Here is a 22,226-nt window from a genome sequence, read left to right on the forward strand (position 1 = left end):
GTGGGTTTTGAATGAATACAAAATGTATTATTTTTGTGGCACAAATTTAAAGAAAAAAGAACGATGGCAATTATAATAACAGACGAATGTATTAACTGTGGGGCATGTGAACCAGAATGTCCTAACAATGCTATATATGAAGGTGCTGAAGAATGGAAGTATTCTGAAGGAACTTCTTTAGAAGGTGATTTTGTATTACCTAATGGAAATGCAGGTAATGCAGATGAAGAGCAAGAGCCTATTAGTGATGAAGTTTACTACATTGTACCAGATAAGTGTACAGAGTGTAAAGGTTTTCACGATGAGCCTCAATGTGCTGCTGTTTGTCCTGTAGACTGTTGTGTTCCTGATGAAGATATAGAAGAAACAGAAGATGAATTATTAGCAAAACAAGCTTTTTTACATAAAGAATAGTTTTAAAAAGTTTTTAAAACACAAAACTCCAAACATTTAGTTGTTTGGAGTTTTTTATGGAATAGTATTACGTTTATAACTGGTTAAATGAGAGTAATTTTCGATTAAGTTTTTTTTTAAAATTGCTTGTAAATTTTAGAATAAACCAAAGTTAGCTAAAAGTTATGGTAACCATAAGGGTGTTTTTTTAGTTAAAAACACTCTAAAATGAAACAATTAAGCCCTATAGAAATACAAAATTCCCCTTTTGTATAGTCTTCAAGATTTAGTTTTATGAAAAAAACTAAATAGAATGAAAACAAATTTTTTAAAATTAAAACTATTAATGTTCGTACTTTTTTGTGCAAATACTATTGAAGCTCAAAGAGCAAATGTAGATTTTCCACGCAATAGAAGGTACGATGAAGTAAGTTGGTTAATTTCTCACAATGCCAATAACAACAGAAAAGATGGACCTGGTGGTTTTTGTTTAGGAGGTGCCAATCAAGAATTAAGTATGGAGGAGCAGTTTAATTACGGAGTCCGTAAATTTATGGTAGATATTCACTTGGTAAACGGACAAATTAAATTAAAGCACGGAAGTCCAAATAGCTGTATGATGGATGGAAAGACTTTTAATAATTTGTTGGAAAAACTTTTAAAAAATAATAGCAACGATATAATTACACTACATATACAGAATGGACCAAATTTAGGGATTCAATATTTCGATATTTTGTTCCAGAGTAGTAGCAATGGATTTAAAAATTTGAGTTCTTATATCTATAATGAAAACAATACCATAGACAATACGTATGCTTATGGAGTTATGGGAAATGTACATACAAAAAAACGTTATCCGTTTATTGGAGAAATGCAAGAAAAAAATAAAAGGCTAATGATTTTTGTAGAACAGAGCATTCCTGGTTATAGTGGAGAGCATCCTAAATATAGAAAAGAATTTAATTATACGGTACAAAATAATTATAGTGCTACACAAGTATCACATCTTTGGGAGGGTAATAAATTTACCAAACACAGAGGACAAGATGATATGGGAATTTTAACGGTAAATCATTTTGCTATTGACAATCCTTTTGGAGTAGGAGATAAAAACAAATCTAAAGAAGCAAATACTAGAGTTTACGAAAAAGCCATGCAGTCTTGGCTAAAATTTGGAAAACGACCTTCTGTAGCGGTTGATTTTTCTAATTTGGTAGATTCAGGACAATCTAATGCAATGACTCAAATACGTAGTGTAAATACCCACAATGAAATTAGAGGAAACTTTACATACAACGGACAGTCTATAGGTAATGTTAAAGGATCTTTGTGCGATCAAGTTTCTACAGGTTGTACTCACAAAATTGGAGCAAGAGGTTCGGGGGCTTATAGTAGTTTGTTTGTAGAAAGTAATTGGAATGGAATGTGGTCTTTTCCAGTTCCTCAAAGCAGTAGTGTTTATTATTCTGGAAAAAGATTTTTAAGAATTTCTCATAGTACTTATCACATAGCACCTAAGTATATAGATTTACATAGCTATAGAGGAAATAGCAAAACAACGTATCCTATTGCATTTACATTACAACCCCATAGTTCTTTAAACAAAATACAAGGCTTAAACACCTTAGATAAAGACTCTAAAGACGAATCTTTAAAAGAGGCTATAAAAGTGCTATCTAATCCTATTACAAATCAAAAATTGGAAATTGCTGTTTCTTCAGAGTTTGATAAGGTTTCTGTAATGATAAAAGATACTACAGGAAAAGTAGTGTTAGTTGTTAACAAATTAAAAGGAGGAGCAACTCATACCATAGATGTTTCATTATTAAATAAAGGAATATATATACTATCTATAGAAGGTTTTGATTGGTTTGATACAAACAAGAAAATTATTATTCAGTAGTAAGTTCATTTCACAAACTAGAATTTTAACAAAACAAAACTCCAAACATTTAGTTGTTTGGAGTTTTATTTTGAGTAGACTTAAATGTTTATATAGAATCTAAATAAGGTTTTTAGTACTGTTAACATAGCTAAAGACTTGCTAAACATTGGCTTTGTTGCTTTATAGTAAAAGAGCTTTAAGGTTTAGTTAACAAACTTTACATACAGCTAACAAAAAGAGTAGGATTTGTTAAGGGTTCCCTTACATGGTTTGTTTTGGTTACAAGCTAAGTTTGGGGCATCAAAACAAAACAAACTTTTTTAAAATGAAAAAATTATTAAAATTATCATCATTAGCTTTAGTTGCTGGTTTAGCAATTTCTTGTGGAGAAGATGGTTTAGATGGAATTAACGGTACCAATGGAACAAATGGTACTAACGGTGCAGATGGTTCTAATGGAACTAACGGTTCAGATGCATCTGTATTTTTAGCAACTTCAAAAACACCAACTCTTTTAAAGGTAACAAGTGATTTTGTAGATTTAAAAATTACTCCAATCTTAACATCAGAAGATGTAATTCCAAACAGTCCTGATTTTGTTTACGGGTCTATGGCAGACGGTGCAGGATTAATTAATAATGGAGATGAAACTTTTACATTAATTAACAATATAGAAGCAGATTATTCTATTGCTCGTATTCAATTAAACAAAAACTTAAGACCTATTAGCGGAGAGTACATTTTAAATGCTTCTGCAACTGCAGAAACAGCTCAATGTTCGGGTTCTTTAATTACACAAGCAGAACATGGTTTTGGTCCTTTATACCTTTCAGGAGGTGAATGGGGAGGAGCTTCTAAGGGAGTTTTTGTTACAGATCCTAGTAAAAACGTTACTGAGGCTGGTACAGGAGAAATGTTAAGTGCATTTGGACAATGGTCTACAGAAAATGCTGTTGTAATTGGTAAAGATGCTTATGCTGATAAAACAGTAGCTTTTATTGGAGATGATCATTCTGATAACAGTGTTCCTTCAGGTCAATTAGGAATGTATGTTGGAGATAGAGGAGATTTATACAATGGAAAATTATACGGTTTAAAAGTAACTTCTGATGGAATTACTTACGAAGCAGATATGGTTGAAGGTACAGAGTATACAGCTGAATTTGTTGAGTTAACTGAAACTGAAATTTCTGCTTTAGATACAGAATGTAAAACTAAAGGAGTAATGGGATTCTCTAGATTAGAGGATATTGACTGGAGAAGAGGTTCTGCTGCTAACCAAAGAGAAATTTATTTTTGTGTTACTGGTAGAAGTAAACCAGACTTAGTTGGTAAAGGTTCTTTGTTAGGGAGAGTATATAAAGTAAACTTAAATGAAACTGATCCAACAGGAGTTTGTAAAATTACTTGTGTATTAGATGCAGATGTTGATGGAGGTAAAGCAGATGGTTTCCACTCTCCAGATAATATTTTAGTGACAGAAAACTACGCTTACATTCAAGAAGATCCAAACGGTTATGCTTCTTTAAATGCTGATATTTCTGGATATGCTAAATTATACCAGTACAATTTAAATACAAAAGAAGTTAAAACTGTATTAGAGTGTGATCAAGAAAGAGCAGCAAGTTTAGGATACGGTGTTACTTCTAGAAACTGGGAAATTACAGGTATGATTGATGTTACTGATGTTGTAGACAATGGTACAAATACATTCTTATTAATTACTCAAAATCACGGATGGGAACCAGCTGACGGAACTTCTTTTACAGATCCTAATGCAAACACAAACTTATCAAACGCAAAAGAGGGGTCTGCTTTGTATGTAGTTAAAGGTTTAGATAGATAAATTTATGAGAAAATATTTGAATTTTATATTCAAAGCTAAGACATACACGTTAAGTGTATGTCTTTTGCTTTTAAGTGTTTCTTGCCAACAAAAACCAGAAACAACCAAGTTACCAGCAATTAATAGGTTAGAAAAATTATATAGTAATCACCTAGAATTGGCATATCAGTATTTAGACAGTATTGATTTAGCAGCTGAAAACATCAACAACAAAAAATATTATATACAATCAAGAGCGCATTTTAAAAAAAGTGAACCTATATTGTCTTATACAGAAAAAGAAAATTTTAAGTCTTTAAATGCTCCTAACTTATTAAAAATTCAAGAAGAAGACCCAACAGATATTAAAATTCATCAACCTATAGGATATCAAGTAATCGAAGAAACTTTATTTACAGAACCTATAGATTCTTTAGTCTTAACCAGAGCTATAAAAGTAACAAGTGGTCGATTAAAATTGATAAAAAATAACAACCACTTAAAGCTTAAAAACTACCATGTTTTATGGTTGATTAGAGATGAATTGGTAAGAATTGCAACCACTGGACTTTCTAATTTTGATTCCCCAGTATTAGGACAATCTTTAAAAGAATCGGCATACGCTTTTCAGACTTTAAAAGAGATTTTAAGTATTTATAAAGAAAATTTTAAAGATTTAAAACTGTATGAAAATTGGCAGAAAGAATTGGAGTTAACAATTACTACTTTGGATGCTGATTTTGATAGTTTTGACAGATTTGGTTTTATAAAAAATCGCACAAAAAATCAAATAGCATTGTGGAATCATACAGTAACTGACTGGCAGGTAGAATTTCCTTTTGAAATAGCTTTATCTAATCATTTTGACTTGTTGTTTAGTGAAGATATGTTTAATCTATCTTATTTTGCAGATTATAAAAGTGATACAACGCATTTAAAACAAAAAGTTAAACTAGGAAAGGAGCTTTTTAATGACAAAACATTATCACTTAGCAATCAAATGTCTTGTGCTACTTGTCATGATAAAAAACTAGCTTTTACCGATAAAAAAAAAGTATTTAATAAACATCAAAAAAGAAATACACCAACACTTACTTATGCAGGTTTGCAGCAAGCTTTTTTTCACGATAGTAGAGCAGGTAGTTTAGAAGGGCAGATTGTTGGAGTGGTTACCAATCATAATGAATTTGATTCTGATTTGGATATTTTGGTAGAAAAAGTCAAACAAAACAAAGCATACGTAAAAGCATTTGATTCTTTGTATTTAAAAAAAGTTACAGATGCCAATATTAGACACGCTATTGCTTCTTATGTTAGAACGTTAAATAAATTCAATTCTAAATTTGATAACAATGTGAATGATTTAGAAAACACATTATCACCTTCAGAAAAAAAAGGATTTAATTTGTTTATGGGGAAAGCTGCTTGTGCTACTTGTCATTTTCCTCCACTTTTTAATGGAACTGTACCTCCTAATTTTTCAGAATCTGAAATGGAAATTATAGGTGTTCCTAAAACTAATAAAAATCTAGATTTAGATGATGATTTAGGCAGGTATGAGTTGTTTAAAACAGAACAGAGAAAAGGAATGTTTAAAACTCCCACCGTTAGAAACATTGCTTTAACGGCTCCATACATGCACAATGGTGTGTACAATAATTTAGAACAAGTACTAGATTTTTACAACCAAGGAGGGGGAGCAGGTTTAGGGTTTGATGTCCCTCACCAAACCTTACCTTTTGATGAGTTGAATTTATCGGAACAAGAAATAAAGGACATTATAGCCTTTATGAAAACCTTAACTGATGTGCCAGAAGAAAATAAAAATTATTAGAAATAAATTAATATTCTAAAAAAAGAACCGTTGGAAACAACGGTTCTTTTTTTTTTAGATAAATATCGAATCAAATTATATAATTTTTCTGTGTAAAGAAAAAAACTTCTTAATGTTAAGTAAATATTAATGTATATATAGTGTTTGTTTTAATCAAAATAGAGTTGTTGAAAGGAACAAAACTCCACTTTTAAATACAATTTCACCCTTTTTAAAATGAATTGAAAACTAGTTTTGCCGTCAAACTTTAAAACAAACAAAAATGAAAATGTTAAAATTACCACTATTGCTAGCGTGTATGTCACTAGCAATAGCAACCACTAGTTGTTCAGAAGATGGATTAGATGGTTTAAACGGAAAAGACGGAGTAAATGGTCAAGACGGAAAAGATGGAGAAGATTTAACTCCTACTTTAGAAGACAATGATATGTTCTTTGACAAATCTATTATTGAACCATTGGTAAATATCAATCCAAGTTTTAGTGGTGTAAAAGCATATTCTTTGCTTACGTCTGTAGACGTTGTTGGAGATAACTTTCAAATTGCAAGTACTGTAGATGGTGCGGGTTTAATTAAAGACGGAGAAAACGGTTTTATTTATGTTGTAAATTGCGAAGATGCAAAAGCTATTGCTCGTTTAAGATTAGACAAAAACTTAAATCCTATTTCTGGAGATTATTTGTTAAACTCTGGAGTTGCAGATTATTCTAGACAATGTTCTGGAACCATGTGGGAAAAAGAAATTCATGGTGGAGATAAAGATGTATTCTTATCAGCATCAGAAGAATCTGTAAGTAATGTTGTAAAAGAAATAGACCCTAGAATAGAAGTTCCAAACCCTACAGGAGATTATGGAAACAAAGCATTAGGACAGTTTTTATGGGAAAATGCAGTACCATTGCCTAAAAATACGTATCCAGGTAAAACAGTTATTTTAGGAGGAAATGATCTTGATGGAGGTCAGCCAATATTATATATGTCAGAAAATGGAGATGTAGACAGAATCAACGGAAAGGTGTATGTATTGCGTACCAAACAAATTTCTGATGGTGTAGGTGGAATTATTGATGCTCCTGCAGGAGAAAGACATGACGAAAGTGATTTTGACTTAAAAACTACGTATGATGTAGAGTTTTTGGAAATTCCCAATGCTAAAAACTTAAGTACAAACGAAACTTCTAATTATTACAAAAACACATTGTTTGCAACTCATTTTGTAAGAATGGAAGATTTAGACTATCAAAAAGGAAGTGCTGAAAATGCACGTAATATTTACTTTGCAGTAACTGGAAAAGGAGCTGGAAAAGGAACCGTAAACGATCAAGGAAATGTATACAAATTAATTTTAGATGCAGATTCTCCATTAAAAGGTAAATTAACTAAAATTATTAGTGGTAACGATAGCGATAAAGGTAAAGATGGTTATTTAAGACCTTTGCAAAGCCCAGACAATGTTTGTGTAACAGAAAATTATGTGTATTTTCAAGAAGATCCAAATGGTGGTACTTGGAATAGAGGACACGCGGCTTCTATTTATCAAGCAGATTTACAAGGGAATAATGTGAAAAATGTATTAGATCTTAAAGTAAAATCTTTAGGAAACAATAGTTTAAGTATTGTAGAAAGTGGAGAGTTTGGAGCTTTAACAGATGTGTCTGATAAAGTAGGAGTACCAGGTACTTTTTTATTAAACATACAAGTTAAATATTGGCAAGACAATGCTTTTAAAGCTTTAGACGGACATGATGGTCCTGGTGAGGCAGACAGAGCTTCTCAAATTGTAATTTTAAGAGGCTTAGATCAATAAACTAATCAAAATTAATATTTTAAGTCTGTTCCCAAAAGGCATATTTGCCTTTTGGGAACAACTTTTAAACGCCCCTAAGAATGGTAACTATGAATTTAAGAAACCTATTCATTTTAACTTTATTTTTTCTTACACTATTCTCTTGTGATACAAAAAAAGAGGAAACAACAATTGTAGATTGGTCTGTTGTACATGACTTTTATGTAGATAATTTAGACACAACTATTACTTTGTTAAATGATTTGGATACATTACATATTCAATCTGCTAATAACCAAAAAGTATTTAAAAAAATAAGAACAACATTTAAACAATGCGAACCTTATGTTTCTTATTTAAACCCCAAATCAGGTCATAAAGTAAATGGTCCAGCACTACCTATATTTAGAGAAAATAGTGGAAAATTGTTAGACCCTATAGGATTGCAAAAGTTAGAAGAATCTATATTTCTAGGAGACACGGAAATAAAAGATTTTGCTGCCAATATAAACGTTACAAAGGGAATTTTAAGTACGGTAAAAAAAGAAGTGGTGTATTATAAAGTAAATGCCAAACGTTTTTTTATTGCTACACATCAACAATTATTAAGAATTATTAGTTTTTCTATGGCTGGGTTTGATACACCTGTAAGTGAATGGGGAATTAGCGAGGCTAAAATATCGTTGGAAAGTTTATTGTTTGTGTATCAAAATAGTATTCAAAAAATTATTATTGACAAAAATCCGATATTGGATAAGGAATTAATACAGAATCTAAAAAGCGCTATTAATTTTATAAAACCCAATGTAAACTTTAAACAATTTGATCGGTTTTCATATATAAGAGATTATATAAATCCGATAACAAGAGCTTGGGTTAAAGTTAAAAAAGAAAGCAATTTGTGGGAAGCTAGCGGAGTATATCCTTTTAATTTAGAGGCTCCTACTTTTTTTGAAAATGATAGCTGGAATGTCAATCATTTTGCTTCTCCTAAAAATCAAAACTCAACAAAGGCACAAATTCAGTTAGGGCAAAAGTTGTTTAACGATGTCAACATCTCAAAAGGAGGAAAATTGTCTTGTGTAAGTTGTCACAATCCTAAAAAAGCATATGCAGATGGTTTGCAATTTTCAAAAGACAATACAGGAAAACTATTGTCAAGAAACTCTCCAACATTGGTAAATTCTATTTTTCAAAAAGCATTTTTTTGGGATGGAAAATCAGGAAATTTAAACGAGCAAATAAGCAATGTATTTGCAAATGATAAAGAGTTTAACGTAACCGTACATCAATTTTCTGATGAAATTTTAGTAGACACCACTTACGTTAATCTTTTTAAAAAAGCTTACGGAAAAGTTCCCAAAAGCAATCATGATATTGTTAGAGCTATTGCATCTTATGTAGGCACGTTAAATGGTTTTAATTCTAAATTTGATAAAAATATTAGAGGAGAAGAAAACACATATACAGCATCCGAAAAAAATGGATTTAATTTATTTATGGGAAAAGCCTTGTGTGCTACTTGCCATTTTATGCCTTTAACCAATGGTACGGTTCCTCCATTTTTTACGGATACCGAAAAGGAAGCTATTGGAGTGGCAAAGACTTTTAAAAACAAAGAAATAGATAACGATTTAGGATACTATAATGCTTACAATCAAGAATATCATAAAAGAATGTTTAAAACCCCTACCATTAGAAACATTGCTTTAACGGCCCCGTACATGCACAATGGAGCTTATAATACGCTAGAACAAGTACTTGATTTTTACAATAAAGGAGGGGGAGCTGGTTTAGGTTTTGATGCACCGAATCAGACCTTACCTTTTGATGCGTTGAATTTATCGGAACAAGAAATAAAGGACATTATAGCCTTTATGAAAACGTTAACCGATGTACCCGAAGATAAGGTATATTAATAAGGAGTCTGTTTTAAAAATATATTCATATTGAAGCATTAATTTGATGAATTCGTTTTGGAAAACAATAAAATAAAGAATATTAAAAAGGAATAGAGTTTTGGCTTTATTCCTTTTTTTGATGATGAAATTATTAAAGTATTGAAAAAAATGTCCTATTGGGCTATTAATTTGTCTTATTGGGCTAATTAAATTATGTGGGGGTCTCTATTTTTGTAGAGTCAACTAATAATTAAAAAAAATGAAATTAAAATTACTTTTAACATGTTTATTGACCTTTGCATTTGCTAAGGCTGAATACTTTGAGTCCAACGGAATCCGTTACAATACTACTGATACGAACACTGTAGAAGTGGTTGCACTATCTTCTGGTAAATACACTGGAGCTATTACAATTCCTGATACAGTAACTCATAATTCTGTAAGCTACACAGTTACAGGAATTGGGAATGCTGCTTTTTATCAAAATGAAGAGTTAACAAGTATCATTTTTCCTACAGGACTTTTATATATAGGTCAAAATGGTTTTTTAAGTTGTAAAAAACTAACTAATTTCACATTGCCTGCAGGTTTTACAGGACTTGGTTCTACTGCTTTTTATGGATGTTCAGCACTAACAAACGTAGTGATTCCAGATGGAGTTACTGAAATCAAAGATCAAACTTTTGAAGGTTGTAGTAACTTAGTAAGTGTTACTATACCTAGTGGGGTGACAAGTATTGAAAGAGAAGCTTTTAATGGTTGTAGTTCTTTAGCAAGTATTACTTTACCTGCTGGACTTACAGAAATTATTAAAAAGACATTTAGTGGATGTAGTAGCTTAACAACAATTACATTACCAAATAGTATTACAACTATTGGACAAAATGCTTTTAGTGATTGTGAGAGTTTAACAACAATTACTTTACCAAACAGTATTACCTCTATTGAAGATAGTGCTTTTGAGGGATGTTCAGATTTAGAAAAAGTGCAAGTTGAAAATGCAACACCATATACTATTGGAGACGATGTTTTTTATGATATTTCAAGCTCAGCCTATTTATTAGTTCCAAGCGGGAGTGTAAGTGCTTACGAAGGTGCTGATGGATGGAGTGATTTTTCTATTATAACTTCTACAGAACCTAAGTATTTTGTAGCAAATGGAATTCGTTATGTAAGTTTTGATGGTACTACAGTAAGCATTGTTCCTTTAGAATCGGGAAATAAATATGAAGGAGACATTACTATTCCAAGCTCTGTGGTTAATGAATCTGTAACATATAGTGTTACAAAAATTGCTAAAAATACTTTTTATGAAAATGAAGTGATAACAAGTCTTACACTACCAAATGGTATTGCAACTATTGAAGATAGTGCTTTTGAAGATTGTACAAACTTATCAAGTATTACTTTACCAGGAGGACTTACTGGAATTGGTGAGAATTTGTTTAGTGGGTGTGAAAGTTTAACATCAATTACATTACCAAGTAGTATAACAACTATTGGTCCACAAGCGTTTTTTGAAACAGGTTTAACGGCTATCTCTTTACCAAGTGGGGTAACAAGTTTAGGTTTTGCAGCTTTTGCTAATTGTACTGAAATTGAGAGCATAACATTACCAAGTGGATTGACAAGTATTTTAGATTATTGTTTTTATGGTTGTTCTAGTTTGTCTGAAGTTATAGTAGAAAATCCTACACCTGTAGTTTTTGGTTCAGGTGCTGGTGTTTTTACTGATATTGATTCGAATGCTATTTTAACAGTACCTCATGGTGCCAAAACCGATTATCAGGGAGCTATTCTTTGGCAAGATTTTACGACTATTAATGAAATGACAACTTTAGGTGTAGAAGAAAGAGTTTTTGATGAGAACCTTACTATTGAAATGAATCAAAACACTTTGGTTGTAAATGCCAAGGATAGTATTGTTCTTAATAGAATAAATTTATTTAGGATCAATGGGACTGTTGTAGAAACAACCAATCAATCAACAATTGATATTTCAGTACTTTCAAAAGGAATTTATATTTTAAATATAAGTTCTAATAAAGGGGTGTTTACCAAAAAAGTAATCAAGCAATAAGCTTCTAAATATAAATCAAGAAATGCTTCATTATAAATTAATGAAGCGTTTTTGGTTTTATTGAATTAGAAATTCTTTTTTTATAAAAAAAGGTTTTAGTATTTATTCAGAACATGAAAATCATTATTTGGGATAGATTAAAAATGGAATAACATTCCAAGAAATAGATAATAATTATACCCTAATCAAACCTAGGTAAAACCAACATTCTTTTAATAGAATTCCTTAACTTTAGAGTAGGAGTACCGTACCTATTATTTAGGTTGTATTTCATTTCTAAAAACGTTATCAATTCTTAAAAGAAGACACGTTATGGGGCTAAGAATCGGAATTATATATGCTACTACAGACGGACAAACCTTAAAAATTTGCCACCAATTACAGACGATTTTTACGAGTAAAGGCATTCCTACGGAAATGTGTACAATAGAAAGTTTTAAAGGAAATTTGTCTGATTTTACTTTGTTAATTATTGGAGCGAGTATTCGCTACGGAAAACATCATAAAAAGGTATATGAGTTTATAGAAACAAACAGAGCTCAATTAGATACTATAAAAACAGCATTCTTTTCTGTTAATTTGGTAGCTAGAAAAGAAGATAAAAATTCAGCAAACACCAATCCTTATTTAATTAAGTTTTTAAAAGAAATTAACTGGAAAGCTACATATTTAGAAGTCTTTGCAGGTAAGCTAGATTATAAATCTTATTCTTTTTGGGACAGAGTCATGATCAAGTTGATTATGAAACTAACAGATGGCCCTACCAAAACCGTAGAACCTATAGAATTTACAAAATGGGATAGCGTAGACAGTTTTGGTTTAAGAATAAGCAATGATTTAAAAAAATCAATAGCCTAGACTTCTTAAATCTTATTGTTTTTTCTGTACTTTGCCTATCATACCAATCAGTATTTTTATGGCAAAAGCATCCAATACCCGACAAACTATTCTTAAAAAATCTTTTGAATTAATTTACCAAAAAGGCTATCAAGCTACCAGTATTGATGAAATTATAGCAACTACCCAGGTAACCAAAGGAGCTTTTTATTATCATTTTAAAACTAAGGATGCTATGGGAATTGCAATTATTAACGAAATTGTAAAACCTATAATGGAGCGTACGTACATTACTCCTTTACAAACCACTCTAGATCCTCTTGCAGAAATTTATACCATGACTCAATCTTTATTGTTAGAAAATAGCTTTTTAAAATTAGAATATGGTTGCCCTGCAGGTAATTTAGCTCAAGAAATGACTCCTTGGAATGTTGAGTTTTCCAAAGCGTTACATCAACTCATTACTAGTTGGCAAACAGCCATAGAAGAGAGTCTTTTAAAAGCTTTAGAAAACGGACAGATACGCAAGTCGGTAAATGCAAAACAGGTGGCTTATTTTGTAATTTCTAGCTATTGGGGGATTCGTAATTTTGGAAAGGTGTACAACAGTACCCATTGTTATGACGATTATTTGTTAGAATTAAAGAGCTATTTAGACACTTTAAAATAAGTAAAACAATCAACATACTAGTTAGTATGTTTTGGTTATCTTTGTAGGATAATTGAATCATACAACAATGTATCAAACCCTTATTTCTTTTCATTCCTTAGTACGTTGGTTAGTGCTAATAAGTCTTATATGGGCAATTTACACAGCTTATAAAGGTGTTTTTCTAAAGTTAAAGTTTTCTAAACAACACAATCTTATTAGGCATTGGACAGCCACCATTGCTCATATTCAGTTAATGCTGGGGATTCTATTGTATAGTAAAAGTCCCATTATTAATTATTTTTGGAAAAATACATCTGTAGCCACTAAAAGTTTAGATACAACATTTTTTGGAATCATACATTTAATACTAATGCTAGTGGCCATTGTAGTGATTACTATAGGTTCTGCGTTGTCTAAAAGAAAAGCAACAGATCTAGAAAAGTTTAAAACCATGCTGCTTTGGTTTTCTATAGCCTTATTCATTATTTTAATAGCCATTCCTTGGCCGTTTTCACCCTTAGCAAACAGACCTTATTTTAGAAGCTTATGATACATTTATGCTACACCAACATTGGCCGATTACGCATCCTTGCCTTTTTAGAAGGTATTTCTCTTTTGGTACTGGTTTTTATAGCCGTACCTTTAAAATACTATTTTGGAAATCCTAGTTTAAGTAGTTCTTTAGGGCCTATACACGGAGCTTTGTTTTTATTATTTCTATTTAACACCCTAAGTGTAGGAGTAGAGCAAAACTGGAAATTTAAAACCACAACCTGGAAAATTATTCTGGCTTGTTTTATTCCTTTCGGTACTTTTTATATAGATAAAACAATACTAAAAAAACTCTCTTAATCTGTTTTTGATAGTGTCATATGATAGCATCAAGAATGGGTGTATAAAAAAACTCCATCAGTAATTGATGGAGTTTTTTTATTAGGAATCAGGTAATTTTTGTTTGATTTTAAAAGCGAGTAACAATCCTAGCATACCCGCAAAAAGGGAACTACTTAAATTGACAAGTAAAAGAATGTAATTTACTTGTTGATTGGTGATGATATAATTGGGAGAAAAACCAAGTCTCCCAAAAGATTTGATCATAAAAATACTAGCAAAAACTCCCACAATAATATTACCCGTAAGTCCAAAGGACCATTTAGGTTTTAGCAGGCCAATAAGAACAGCTCCTATAATACCTGTAAGAATACTTACCAAAGAAATAATAGTTTCTGTCATATTATTAGTGTCCGTATTCTCTATCGTCAATCTTTCCTTTATTCAGTTTTTTCTGAATAATAAAATAGGTGATGATTAAAATAATTCCCAAAATCATCCAAGGCACAGCTACAGACATTCCGTATTCGCTAGTAGCAGTGTTGTATATGGTTAAAGGTGGATTTAAATCGTTTGTAGATGGTAACAATACCGGAAACATAGTAGCTAAAGTAGAGGTAACTCCACCCGTAATAATTAAGCTAGAAAGTATAAATCCGTAAATTTCTTTTTTTAGTTTTTTGATAAAGAACATTCCTATCAATCCCACAAAATAAACCATCGGAAAAATTAAAAATACAGGATATTTTAAATAGTTAGCTAAAGGATGAGGTTCTACCAAATGCCAAATACTTAAAGAAAAAACAGTTAAAACAGCTAGGGCAATGTTGAATCTAAAAATAACGGTTTTTAAGTGTTCGTTAATACTGGCATTGGTTTTTACAAGAATCCAATTGGCACCGTGAATGGCTAAGGTTACAATGGCTATAATTCCAATCACAATCGTAAACCAATCAATAACTCCAGGGTGTGTGGTAGAGGGACTAAAACTGCTATCCCATAAGGGTAAAAAGAAATAATGAGCTTCGTAAGCAGAAACTCCGTTTTCTACACCTCCTAAATTTACACCTCTGGCAATGTTTCCTAGTGCAATCCCAAAAAATAAAGCCAATAACAAGCTAGAAACTCCAAAGGCTTTGTCCCAAATAGTTTTCCAAATAGGATGATTAATTTGAGACCTTAATTCCAATCCTAAAGCTCTAAAAATAATCAACCACAATACAATAATTAAGGGCAAATAAAACCCACTAAATACCGATGCGTAAAAGGTAGGGAAAGCCATAAATAACAATCCACCCGCAGCAACTAACCAAACTTCGTTAGAATCCCAAAAAAGTCCAGCGGCTTTAGAAATTACTTCTTTGTCTTTATCTTTTTTAGCAAAAAATAAATGAATAATTCCTGTACCAAAATCATAACCATCTAAAATAAAAAAGACCGTTGTTATAACTGCAATAATAATGTACCAAAATATTTCCATGAGTTAGTGTTTTTGAGGTTTTGGTCCTTGGTAAATAGTTTTACCAACAAGAAGTAAGAATAATAAGCCTAGCAACATATATAAGGCTACAAAACCTAATAAAGTAAATAAAGTGTTTCCAGAAGATACGGTAGGAGAAATTCCTTCGCTAGTTCTAAGCAAACCATAAACCAAATAAGGTTGTCTACCTAGTTCTGCCACATACCAACCTGTAATGTTGGCTATAAATGGAAAAGGAACTAAAAATAACAAAGTCCATAACAAAGGTTTAAAGGTGTATAGTTTTTTAAGGTATAAAAACAAGGTAGCTAAAAACATAATTCCAATAAAAATGGTTCCCAAACCAACCATAATATGATAAGAATAATACAAAGCAGGAATGTTGTCTGGCAATTCACTTTCATCAAAATGATCCATTCCAACAATTTGTTTGTTCCAATCCTGATAGGTTAAAAAACTTAAAATATTAGGAACGGCAATTTTATTGTCTAGCTTTTTTTCAACCATATTGGGCTGTCCAATTAAGACTATTTCGGCCCCTGCTTCTTCGGTTTCAAAAATTCCCTCCATAGCGGCAAAAGCAGCAGGCTGATATTTAGCTACGTTTTTAGCATTTAAATCTCCCGTAGGAACGGCAACTAATAAACTAGCAACTACACCAAATAAAACTCCTGTTTTTACAAATAGTTTTCCGTGTTCTTGGTGTTTTTTAATCAATAAATAGAAAGCACCAATACTAGCAACAACAAAGGCTGAAGTTACTAAAGAAGCCATTTGATTGTGCAAAAATGCCGGCAACAACCAAGGATTGGTAAACAATTCTGAAAAATGCGTTAATACAAATTTTCCGTTTTCTAAAACTTCATAACCTACTGGGTGTTGCATCCAAGCATTGGTTGCTAAAATAAAATACCCACTAGCCCAAGATCCTAAAAAGACCAAAAACCCTGTTAATAAATGGAGTTTTTGCCCCATAATTTTTTCACCAAATATAAAGAGTGCTAAAAAAGACGATTCTAAAAAGAAAGAAAAAGTTCCTTCCATCGCTAAGGTTTGTCCAATAATACCTCCTGTGAGTTCAGAAAATTTAGCCCAATTGGTTCCAAACTGAAATTCCATTGGAATTCCGGTAATGACCCCCATGGTAAAATTGATAGCAAAAATTTTCATAAAAAATTTAGCAGCATCGTTGTAAATTTCTTTGTCAGACTTTAAATAATAAGCTTTAAAGAATACAATAATTAAAGAAAGTCCCATGGTTAACTGTGGGAAAATGTAGTGGAACGTAATCGTAAAAGCAAACTGCAATCGATCGTAAAAAATCATGTCTTCCATAGGGGAATAGATTGAATCTTTTAGTTAAAAATTTAGATGTATATTTTTATTAGAAATCCTTTAAAAATAAGGAAAAGTACAGAAAAAAATATGACATTAAATTTACATCTTTTACTTTGTTTAACAGCTACTTTTGATACATAAAATGGATTGTTTTTAGGGAATTAAAACAGTAGAATTACGAACAATTAAATTGGTTTTTATTGCTACAGTTTTATAATCCATAAAATTTACGTTAGGATGGTCTATTTCATCAATTAAATAATTAATAGCAGTTTGTCCCACTTTAATTCCAGGCTGATTGATGGTGGTAATTTGAGGTTCTACTACTTGAGAAATTAAAGAGTTACTAAAACCTACAATAGCAATATCTTGTGGTACTTTAAGGTGGTGTTTCTTAAAAGTTTGCATAGCACCTACAGCACAACTATCTGTAATGCAAAAAACAGCATCGGGTCTATTGGGGTTTTGTAAGAGTGTTTCGGCTAATATTCTTCCTTGTTCCATAGGAATATTTTTAGAACTTAGAATAATAGATTCATCAACGGGAAGGTTATAGGTTTTTAAGGCTCTTAAATAACCTTCATATCGTCTCATAGAATTAAAAGAATCCTCGGTTTCTTTAAAAATGGCTATTCTTTTTTTTCCAATCTCTATCAAATGCTTTACGGCATTAAACCCGGCTTGTTCTTCATCAATAATAACTTGGGTACATGGTACTTTTCTAGAAACCTTATCAAACAAAATTAAAGGAACTTGCTCTATGTATTTTATAATTTGATTTATGTTTTGTGTATCTCTAGTTAACGATAATAAAATTCCATCCACTCCTAAATGGATCATGGTATCTAACAATTCTATTTGCTTTTTATAACTGTCTTTAGATCCCATAATAATAACATGATAACCCTTCTTTTCGGCTTCATCTAAAATTCCTTCTAAAAGAGTAGAGGTATAGTAATGGGTAATGTTAGGAACCACAACCCCAATCATATGAGTTCTTTTATTTCTAAAACCCTGTGCAAATATATTGGGAAAATAATTTAGCTCTTTAGCTTTAGCTTTTACCAAGTTAATAGTTTCTTGACTAATGTCTTTGTGGTTTTTTAAAGACCTAGATACGGTAGATACAGATAGGTTTAAAGCTTCTGCTATATGTTTTAAAGTAACAGTTTGTCTTTTCTTCATACTTGTAAAATTAGTGTAATTAAATCTTTTTCCGCAAACGTTTGCGGGTTGAATTTTGTAAATTATGTAATAATAACTTGCGTTTGTTGATAATTTTGTGGTAGAACAATTTAATAACTATAAATACTGAAATCATGAAGAAAATTATTTTTACAGTTTTGTGTACACTGTTTTATTTAAATAGCAATGCACAAACTAAGATTACGGGTACAGTTAAAGATGCAACAGGATTTCCTATTCCTTTAGCAAACGTAAAAATTAAAGGAACTACATCTGGAACTACTTCGGATTTAGACGGTAACTTTTTAATTATTTCAAAAGCTACTGGAGAACAAACTATTGAAATTTCTAATATTGGAAATGAAACTTTTACCAAACTAATTACCTTAAATGGAAAGGCATTGGTTATAAATGCTACGTTAAAAGGAGGAGTTAGTAATTTAGAAGAAGTGGTACTAACAGCTTCTACTACGTTTAGGTCTCAAAAAGAAGCTCCCATGTCTATTAGTTCTGTAAAAGCAGCAGAAATTACTAAACTTTCGGCAAATAGTCAGGCAGATATTTTGCGTAGTGTACCTGGTATTACCGCAGAAGGTGGTGGTGGAGAGGTAGCTGCCAATGTATTTGTTAGAGGTTTGCCATCCGGAGGTCAATATGTATTTAATCCTTTACAATACGATGGAATGCCATTAATTAGTGCTTTTGGTTTAAACTCATCTGCGCATGATGTTTATGCGAGAACAGATATTGGTTTTAAAGGAGTAGAATTTGTACGTGGTGGATCTGCTATTTTATATGGTGCGGGTTCTGTAGCAGGTATTATTAATTACACAAGTAAAACGGGTGACACAGATCCAGGGAACATTGTTAATGTTGAATGGGCAAATGGAGGTAGAGTAAAAACCGATTTTTATAGCGGTGGTAAATTAGGAGGAAAAGATTCTGATACCTACTATGCTTTAACAGGATTTGTAAGATATGATGAAGGTCCTATTAATGTTGGATTGCCAACAAAAGGAGTACAATTAAGAGGAAATATTAAAAAGAAGTTTGACAAAGGTTCTTTTACCATGCACGGTCAGTTTATAGATGATAATGTTCAGTTTTATACAGGAATTCCTTTAGATGGAGATTCTAGAGAAAGATTAATTGGTAACGATGGAAAAGAAGTAGAGCAATTAATGTCTAGTCAATTAGCTAACACATCATTCTTAACCCCTAATGGAAATTACACAAGTCCAATAGGAAACGGAGTTGCTACTAAAGGTGGTTATTTCTTAGGAGATTTTGATTACAGATTTGATAATGATTTAAAATTTAAAGCCAAAGCTAGATATGCAAAATACCAACACAGTTTTGCTTTATTAGGGGGAGCAGGTGATCCAATGACATTAAGTGATTTAGTAAATGATATTGATGCAAATAATACAGGATTTACTGCACAATATCAAGGAGGTGGAAATACATTAATAGATGGAAATACTAGAGTAGTTAGTAACAATTACACAGATAGAATTAGACCGATGACAGATTATTCTGGAGAAGCTTCTTTAACCAAAAAAATAGAGTTATCTACTACAGAACATAACATTACAGTAGGTACGTTTTTATCTAGAACAGAAGCAGAAGATGTAAACTATCAATATTCTTATTTGTCAGAATTTAACAACGACCCAAGATTGGTAAATTTAAGTTATACAGATGCTGTAGGGAACAATGTTATTTATTCTCAAGGAGGAATTTACAACAGAGCTGGGCAAACAGCTAACAAATATTTAGCACAAAACAGATCTGCATTTTATATAAGTGATGAAATTGTAATGGACAAATGGAGATTTGATGTTGGATTTAGAATAGAAAGTACCAATGGTGAATTTATGAATGGAAATATTGTAGAGTCTACGGTATATTCAGATCCAGAATTAACGAGCGAATTGGCAAATGTAAAAGGAGCAGATGGAACTTTTACCAAAGGAGTAATTAGCGCAACAGACTGGGCAGCTTCTTTTGCAGCGTTGTATAAATTAAACGATACATTTAATTTATATGCAAACCTTTCTAAGGGATATTTCTTTCCACAATTAAGAAATTTTGCTCCTGTAGCAGGTATTCCAGAAACTAAATACGATTCTGAAAAAATATATCAGTTTGAGGTAGGTACAAAAATTAGTACAAGTAAATTTAGTGGAGCCATAGCTGCATATGCTGTTTTATTAGATGATAGAGTAAAATTAATTCAGGAAATTGATGGAACAGGATTGTTAATAGACAAGTCTAGAGAAACACAAAGTACTCAAACTTTTGGAGTAGAATTAAATGGAGATTTAGAGCTTATAGAAAATTTACATTTAAGAGGAACTGCTACTTTTCAAGAACATGAGTTAACAGAAAATTTAAGTGAAGATTTAGTAAATAACACAACAACTAGAACAAACGAAGGAAACGAATTGGCAAGACAACCTAACTTTATAGGTAGTTTAGGATTGCACTATGACAATAGTAAATTTGATTCTAGTTTTACGGTAAACTACACAGGAAGTAAGTTTAACCAAGATGCTAATGAAGTGGAATTAGATGCGATTACCATTGCCCGTATCAATGCAGGATATACATTTGATATGGAAAATGCTAAAACGTTAAGATTAGGAGCTTCAATATTCAACTTATTTGATAGTGATGGAGTGACAGAAGGAAACCCAAGAGGAAATTCTGTTTCAGGAAATTTCTTTAAAGGAAGACCAATTTTACCAAGAAGATTCTTCTTAACAGCATCATTCAATTTTTAAAAAGACCTATAGTTAAGTTTATTTAAGTTATGCTCATCACCTTATCTTATGTAAGGTTGGTGGTGAGCTTTTAACAATACAATTATGAAAAAATTAGAAAACGAAGCCAAAAGAGTATTACTAAAAAACTGGAAAGACGGTTTTAGTGTGCCTTGTGCAAATTTATATCCTTTTCAATGGAAATGGGATTCAGGATTTATCGCTATCGGTTTTGCTCATTTTGATATGGACAAAGCAGAAAAAGAAATAGCTACTTTATTAGCCGCTCAATGGGATAACGGATTTATTCCTCACATTGTATTCCATACAGAAAGTGATACCTATTTTCCTGGACCAGATTTTCATCAATCGGAATTGCATCCACAATCTTCTAAAACTTATAAATCTACAGGAATGACACAGCCTCCTGTTACAGGTTTTGTCTTAGAAGAAATGTACAACATAAGCACCAACAAAACAGCTACGCTAGCGTATATCAATTCTATGATAGATAAGGTATACCACAATCACACTTATTTTTATGAGAACAGAGATCCTAATAACGAGGGGTTAGTGTACATCTATCATAACTGGGAATCGGGAACAGATAATTCTCCTATTTGGGATGATATTTTTGCGACAATGAATCCGCCACATTATGAGTTTAAAAGAAGAGATACCACGCATGTAGATGCATCGGAACGTCCTACCAATAGAGAATACGATCATTATTTACACATTATCAATATTGCCAAAGAGCATAATTATAGTGATGAAAAAATAGCAGAGCTTTCTCCATTTTTAGTACAAGATCCTTTGTTTAACACTATGCTAATCAAATCTAACGAAGCATTAATCAACCTATATAAATTAATAGGAGGAAATGTCGATAAAATAGCACAGCTTACCCAATGGAACACCAAAGCTGTACATAGCATGAATACAAAGTTGTACGATAAAGATTTAAAAGTATATGTCCATTATGATTTAAGAAATGAGAAGCCAATTCCTTTTATTACTTCTTCTTCTTTTTCTCCAATATTTGCCAATATTGCTACTACCCCAGAACAAGTAAAAGGTCTTGTTGATGTAATGTTAGACAAATTTGGAGGAGAAGATATGTACTTATGTGCTTCTTTTGATCCTACCAACGAACTTTTTAATCCTAAGAAATATTGGAGAGGTCCTGTTTGGGTAAACCTAAACTGGATGTTGTATAGAGGTTTAAGAAAATATGGCTATAACGAGGTAGCCGATAGAGTTAAAAACGATACGCTAGAAATAGTTGAAAAAAGTGGATTTTATGAGTATTTTGATGCTAGAAAATCGGTACACCTAACGGACAAAGCCGGATACGGTGGTGGAGATTTTTCTTGGACTGCAGCATTGCTAATAGACTTGTTACAGAATAAAATTTAAGTTTTTAAAAAC

The 22,226-nt window shown here is 31.7% G+C and carries 17 protein-coding genes; 13 read left to right on the forward strand and 4 right to left on the reverse strand.

Annotated elements, in window-relative coordinates; genetic code table 11:
- Nucleotides 1–63 precede the first annotated feature (63 nt).
- The 11 genes from GGR97_RS10640 to GGR97_RS10690 all read left to right on the forward strand — a co-directional run bounded on the left by GGR97_RS10640 (nucleotide 64) and on the right by GGR97_RS10690 (nucleotide 14,048).
- On the forward strand, nucleotides 64–414 hold the full coding sequence (locus GGR97_RS10640) for a 4Fe-4S dicluster domain-containing protein (protein WP_167898500.1): 351 nt from the start codon (nucleotides 64–66) through the stop codon (nucleotides 412–414).
- Between the two features lie 292 nt (nucleotides 415–706).
- Nucleotides 707–2,299 (forward strand): T9SS type A sorting domain-containing protein, encoded by a 1,593-nt coding sequence (locus GGR97_RS10645; protein ID WP_167898501.1) that lies wholly within the window; start codon nucleotides 707–709, stop codon nucleotides 2,297–2,299.
- A gap of 307 nt (nucleotides 2,300–2,606) precedes the next feature.
- Entirely contained in the window at nucleotides 2,607–4,127 is a 1,521-nt protein-coding gene (locus tag GGR97_RS10650; protein WP_167898502.1) for a PhoX family protein, read from the forward strand.
- 64 nt (nucleotides 4,128–4,191) lie between these two features.
- Entirely contained in the window at nucleotides 4,192–5,940 is a 1,749-nt protein-coding gene (locus tag GGR97_RS10655; protein WP_245229491.1) for a cytochrome-c peroxidase, read from the forward strand.
- A 298-nt stretch (nucleotides 5,941–6,238) separates the two neighbouring features.
- On the forward strand, nucleotides 6,239–7,747 hold the full coding sequence (locus tag GGR97_RS10660) for a hypothetical protein (protein ID WP_245229492.1): 1,509 nt from the start codon (nucleotides 6,239–6,241) through the stop codon (nucleotides 7,745–7,747).
- Between the two features lie 89 nt (nucleotides 7,748–7,836).
- The gene (locus GGR97_RS10665; RefSeq protein ID WP_167898505.1) at nucleotides 7,837–9,645 is read left to right on the forward strand and encodes a cytochrome-c peroxidase; all 1,809 of its coding nucleotides are present in this window, start codon (nucleotides 7,837–7,839) and stop codon (nucleotides 9,643–9,645) included.
- A 241-nt stretch (nucleotides 9,646–9,886) separates the two neighbouring features.
- Complete coding sequence (locus GGR97_RS10670) at nucleotides 9,887–11,707, forward strand: leucine-rich repeat protein (RefSeq protein WP_167898506.1); 1,821 nt, start codon at nucleotides 9,887–9,889, stop codon at nucleotides 11,705–11,707.
- Between the two features lie 312 nt (nucleotides 11,708–12,019).
- Complete coding sequence (gene hemG / locus GGR97_RS10675; RefSeq protein WP_167898507.1) at nucleotides 12,020–12,565, forward strand: menaquinone-dependent protoporphyrinogen IX dehydrogenase; 546 nt, start codon at nucleotides 12,020–12,022, stop codon at nucleotides 12,563–12,565.
- 58 nt (nucleotides 12,566–12,623) lie between these two features.
- Nucleotides 12,624–13,214 (forward strand): TetR/AcrR family transcriptional regulator, encoded by a 591-nt coding sequence (locus GGR97_RS10680; protein ID WP_167898508.1) that lies wholly within the window; start codon nucleotides 12,624–12,626, stop codon nucleotides 13,212–13,214.
- Nucleotides 13,215–13,281: 67 nt separating this feature from the next.
- Nucleotides 13,282–13,746: a hypothetical protein gene (locus GGR97_RS10685; protein WP_167898509.1), complete on the forward strand. Its 465-nt coding sequence runs from the start codon at nucleotides 13,282–13,284 to the stop codon at nucleotides 13,744–13,746.
- Complete coding sequence (locus tag GGR97_RS10690) at nucleotides 13,743–14,048, forward strand: DUF3817 domain-containing protein (RefSeq protein ID WP_167898510.1); 306 nt, start codon at nucleotides 13,743–13,745, stop codon at nucleotides 14,046–14,048. The genes GGR97_RS10685 and GGR97_RS10690 overlap by 4 nt, the downstream gene beginning before the upstream one ends.
- 81 nt (nucleotides 14,049–14,129) lie before the next feature.
- Here GGR97_RS10690 and GGR97_RS10695 read toward each other — a convergent pair whose 3' ends face one another.
- The 4 genes from GGR97_RS10695 to GGR97_RS10710 form a co-directional block, all read right to left on the reverse strand.
- The gene (locus GGR97_RS10695; protein WP_167898511.1) at nucleotides 14,130–14,429 is read right to left on the reverse strand and encodes a hypothetical protein; all 300 of its coding nucleotides are present in this window, start codon (nucleotides 14,427–14,429) and stop codon (nucleotides 14,130–14,132) included.
- A gap of 4 nt (nucleotides 14,430–14,433) precedes the next feature.
- Entirely contained in the window at nucleotides 14,434–15,507 is a 1,074-nt protein-coding gene (gene cydB / locus GGR97_RS10700) for a cytochrome d ubiquinol oxidase subunit II (RefSeq protein WP_167898512.1), read from the reverse strand.
- Nucleotides 15,508–15,510: 3 nt separating this feature from the next.
- On the reverse strand, nucleotides 15,511–16,842 hold the full coding sequence (locus GGR97_RS10705) for a cytochrome ubiquinol oxidase subunit I (RefSeq protein WP_167898513.1): 1,332 nt from the start codon (nucleotides 16,840–16,842) through the stop codon (nucleotides 15,511–15,513).
- Between the two features lie 156 nt (nucleotides 16,843–16,998).
- A complete protein-coding gene (locus GGR97_RS10710) occupies nucleotides 16,999–18,030 on the reverse strand; it encodes a LacI family DNA-binding transcriptional regulator (protein WP_167898514.1) in 1,032 nt (343 codons plus the stop codon).
- 134 nt (nucleotides 18,031–18,164) lie between these two features.
- On the opposite strand from GGR97_RS10710, the gene GGR97_RS10715 reads away from it, so the two are divergent.
- A complete protein-coding gene (locus tag GGR97_RS10715) occupies nucleotides 18,165–20,816 on the forward strand; it encodes a TonB-dependent receptor (protein ID WP_167898515.1) in 2,652 nt (883 codons plus the stop codon).
- Between the two features lie 84 nt (nucleotides 20,817–20,900).
- Nucleotides 20,901–22,214, forward strand: a complete 1,314-nt coding sequence (locus GGR97_RS10720) for an MGH1-like glycoside hydrolase domain-containing protein (protein WP_167898516.1) — start codon at nucleotides 20,901–20,903, stop codon at nucleotides 22,212–22,214.
- Nucleotides 22,215–22,226 lie beyond the last annotated feature (12 nt).

This window comes from Wenyingzhuangia aestuarii, from assembly GCF_011927765.1.
GTDB classification, from domain to species: Bacteria; Bacteroidota; Bacteroidia; order Flavobacteriales; family Flavobacteriaceae; genus Wenyingzhuangia; species Wenyingzhuangia aestuarii.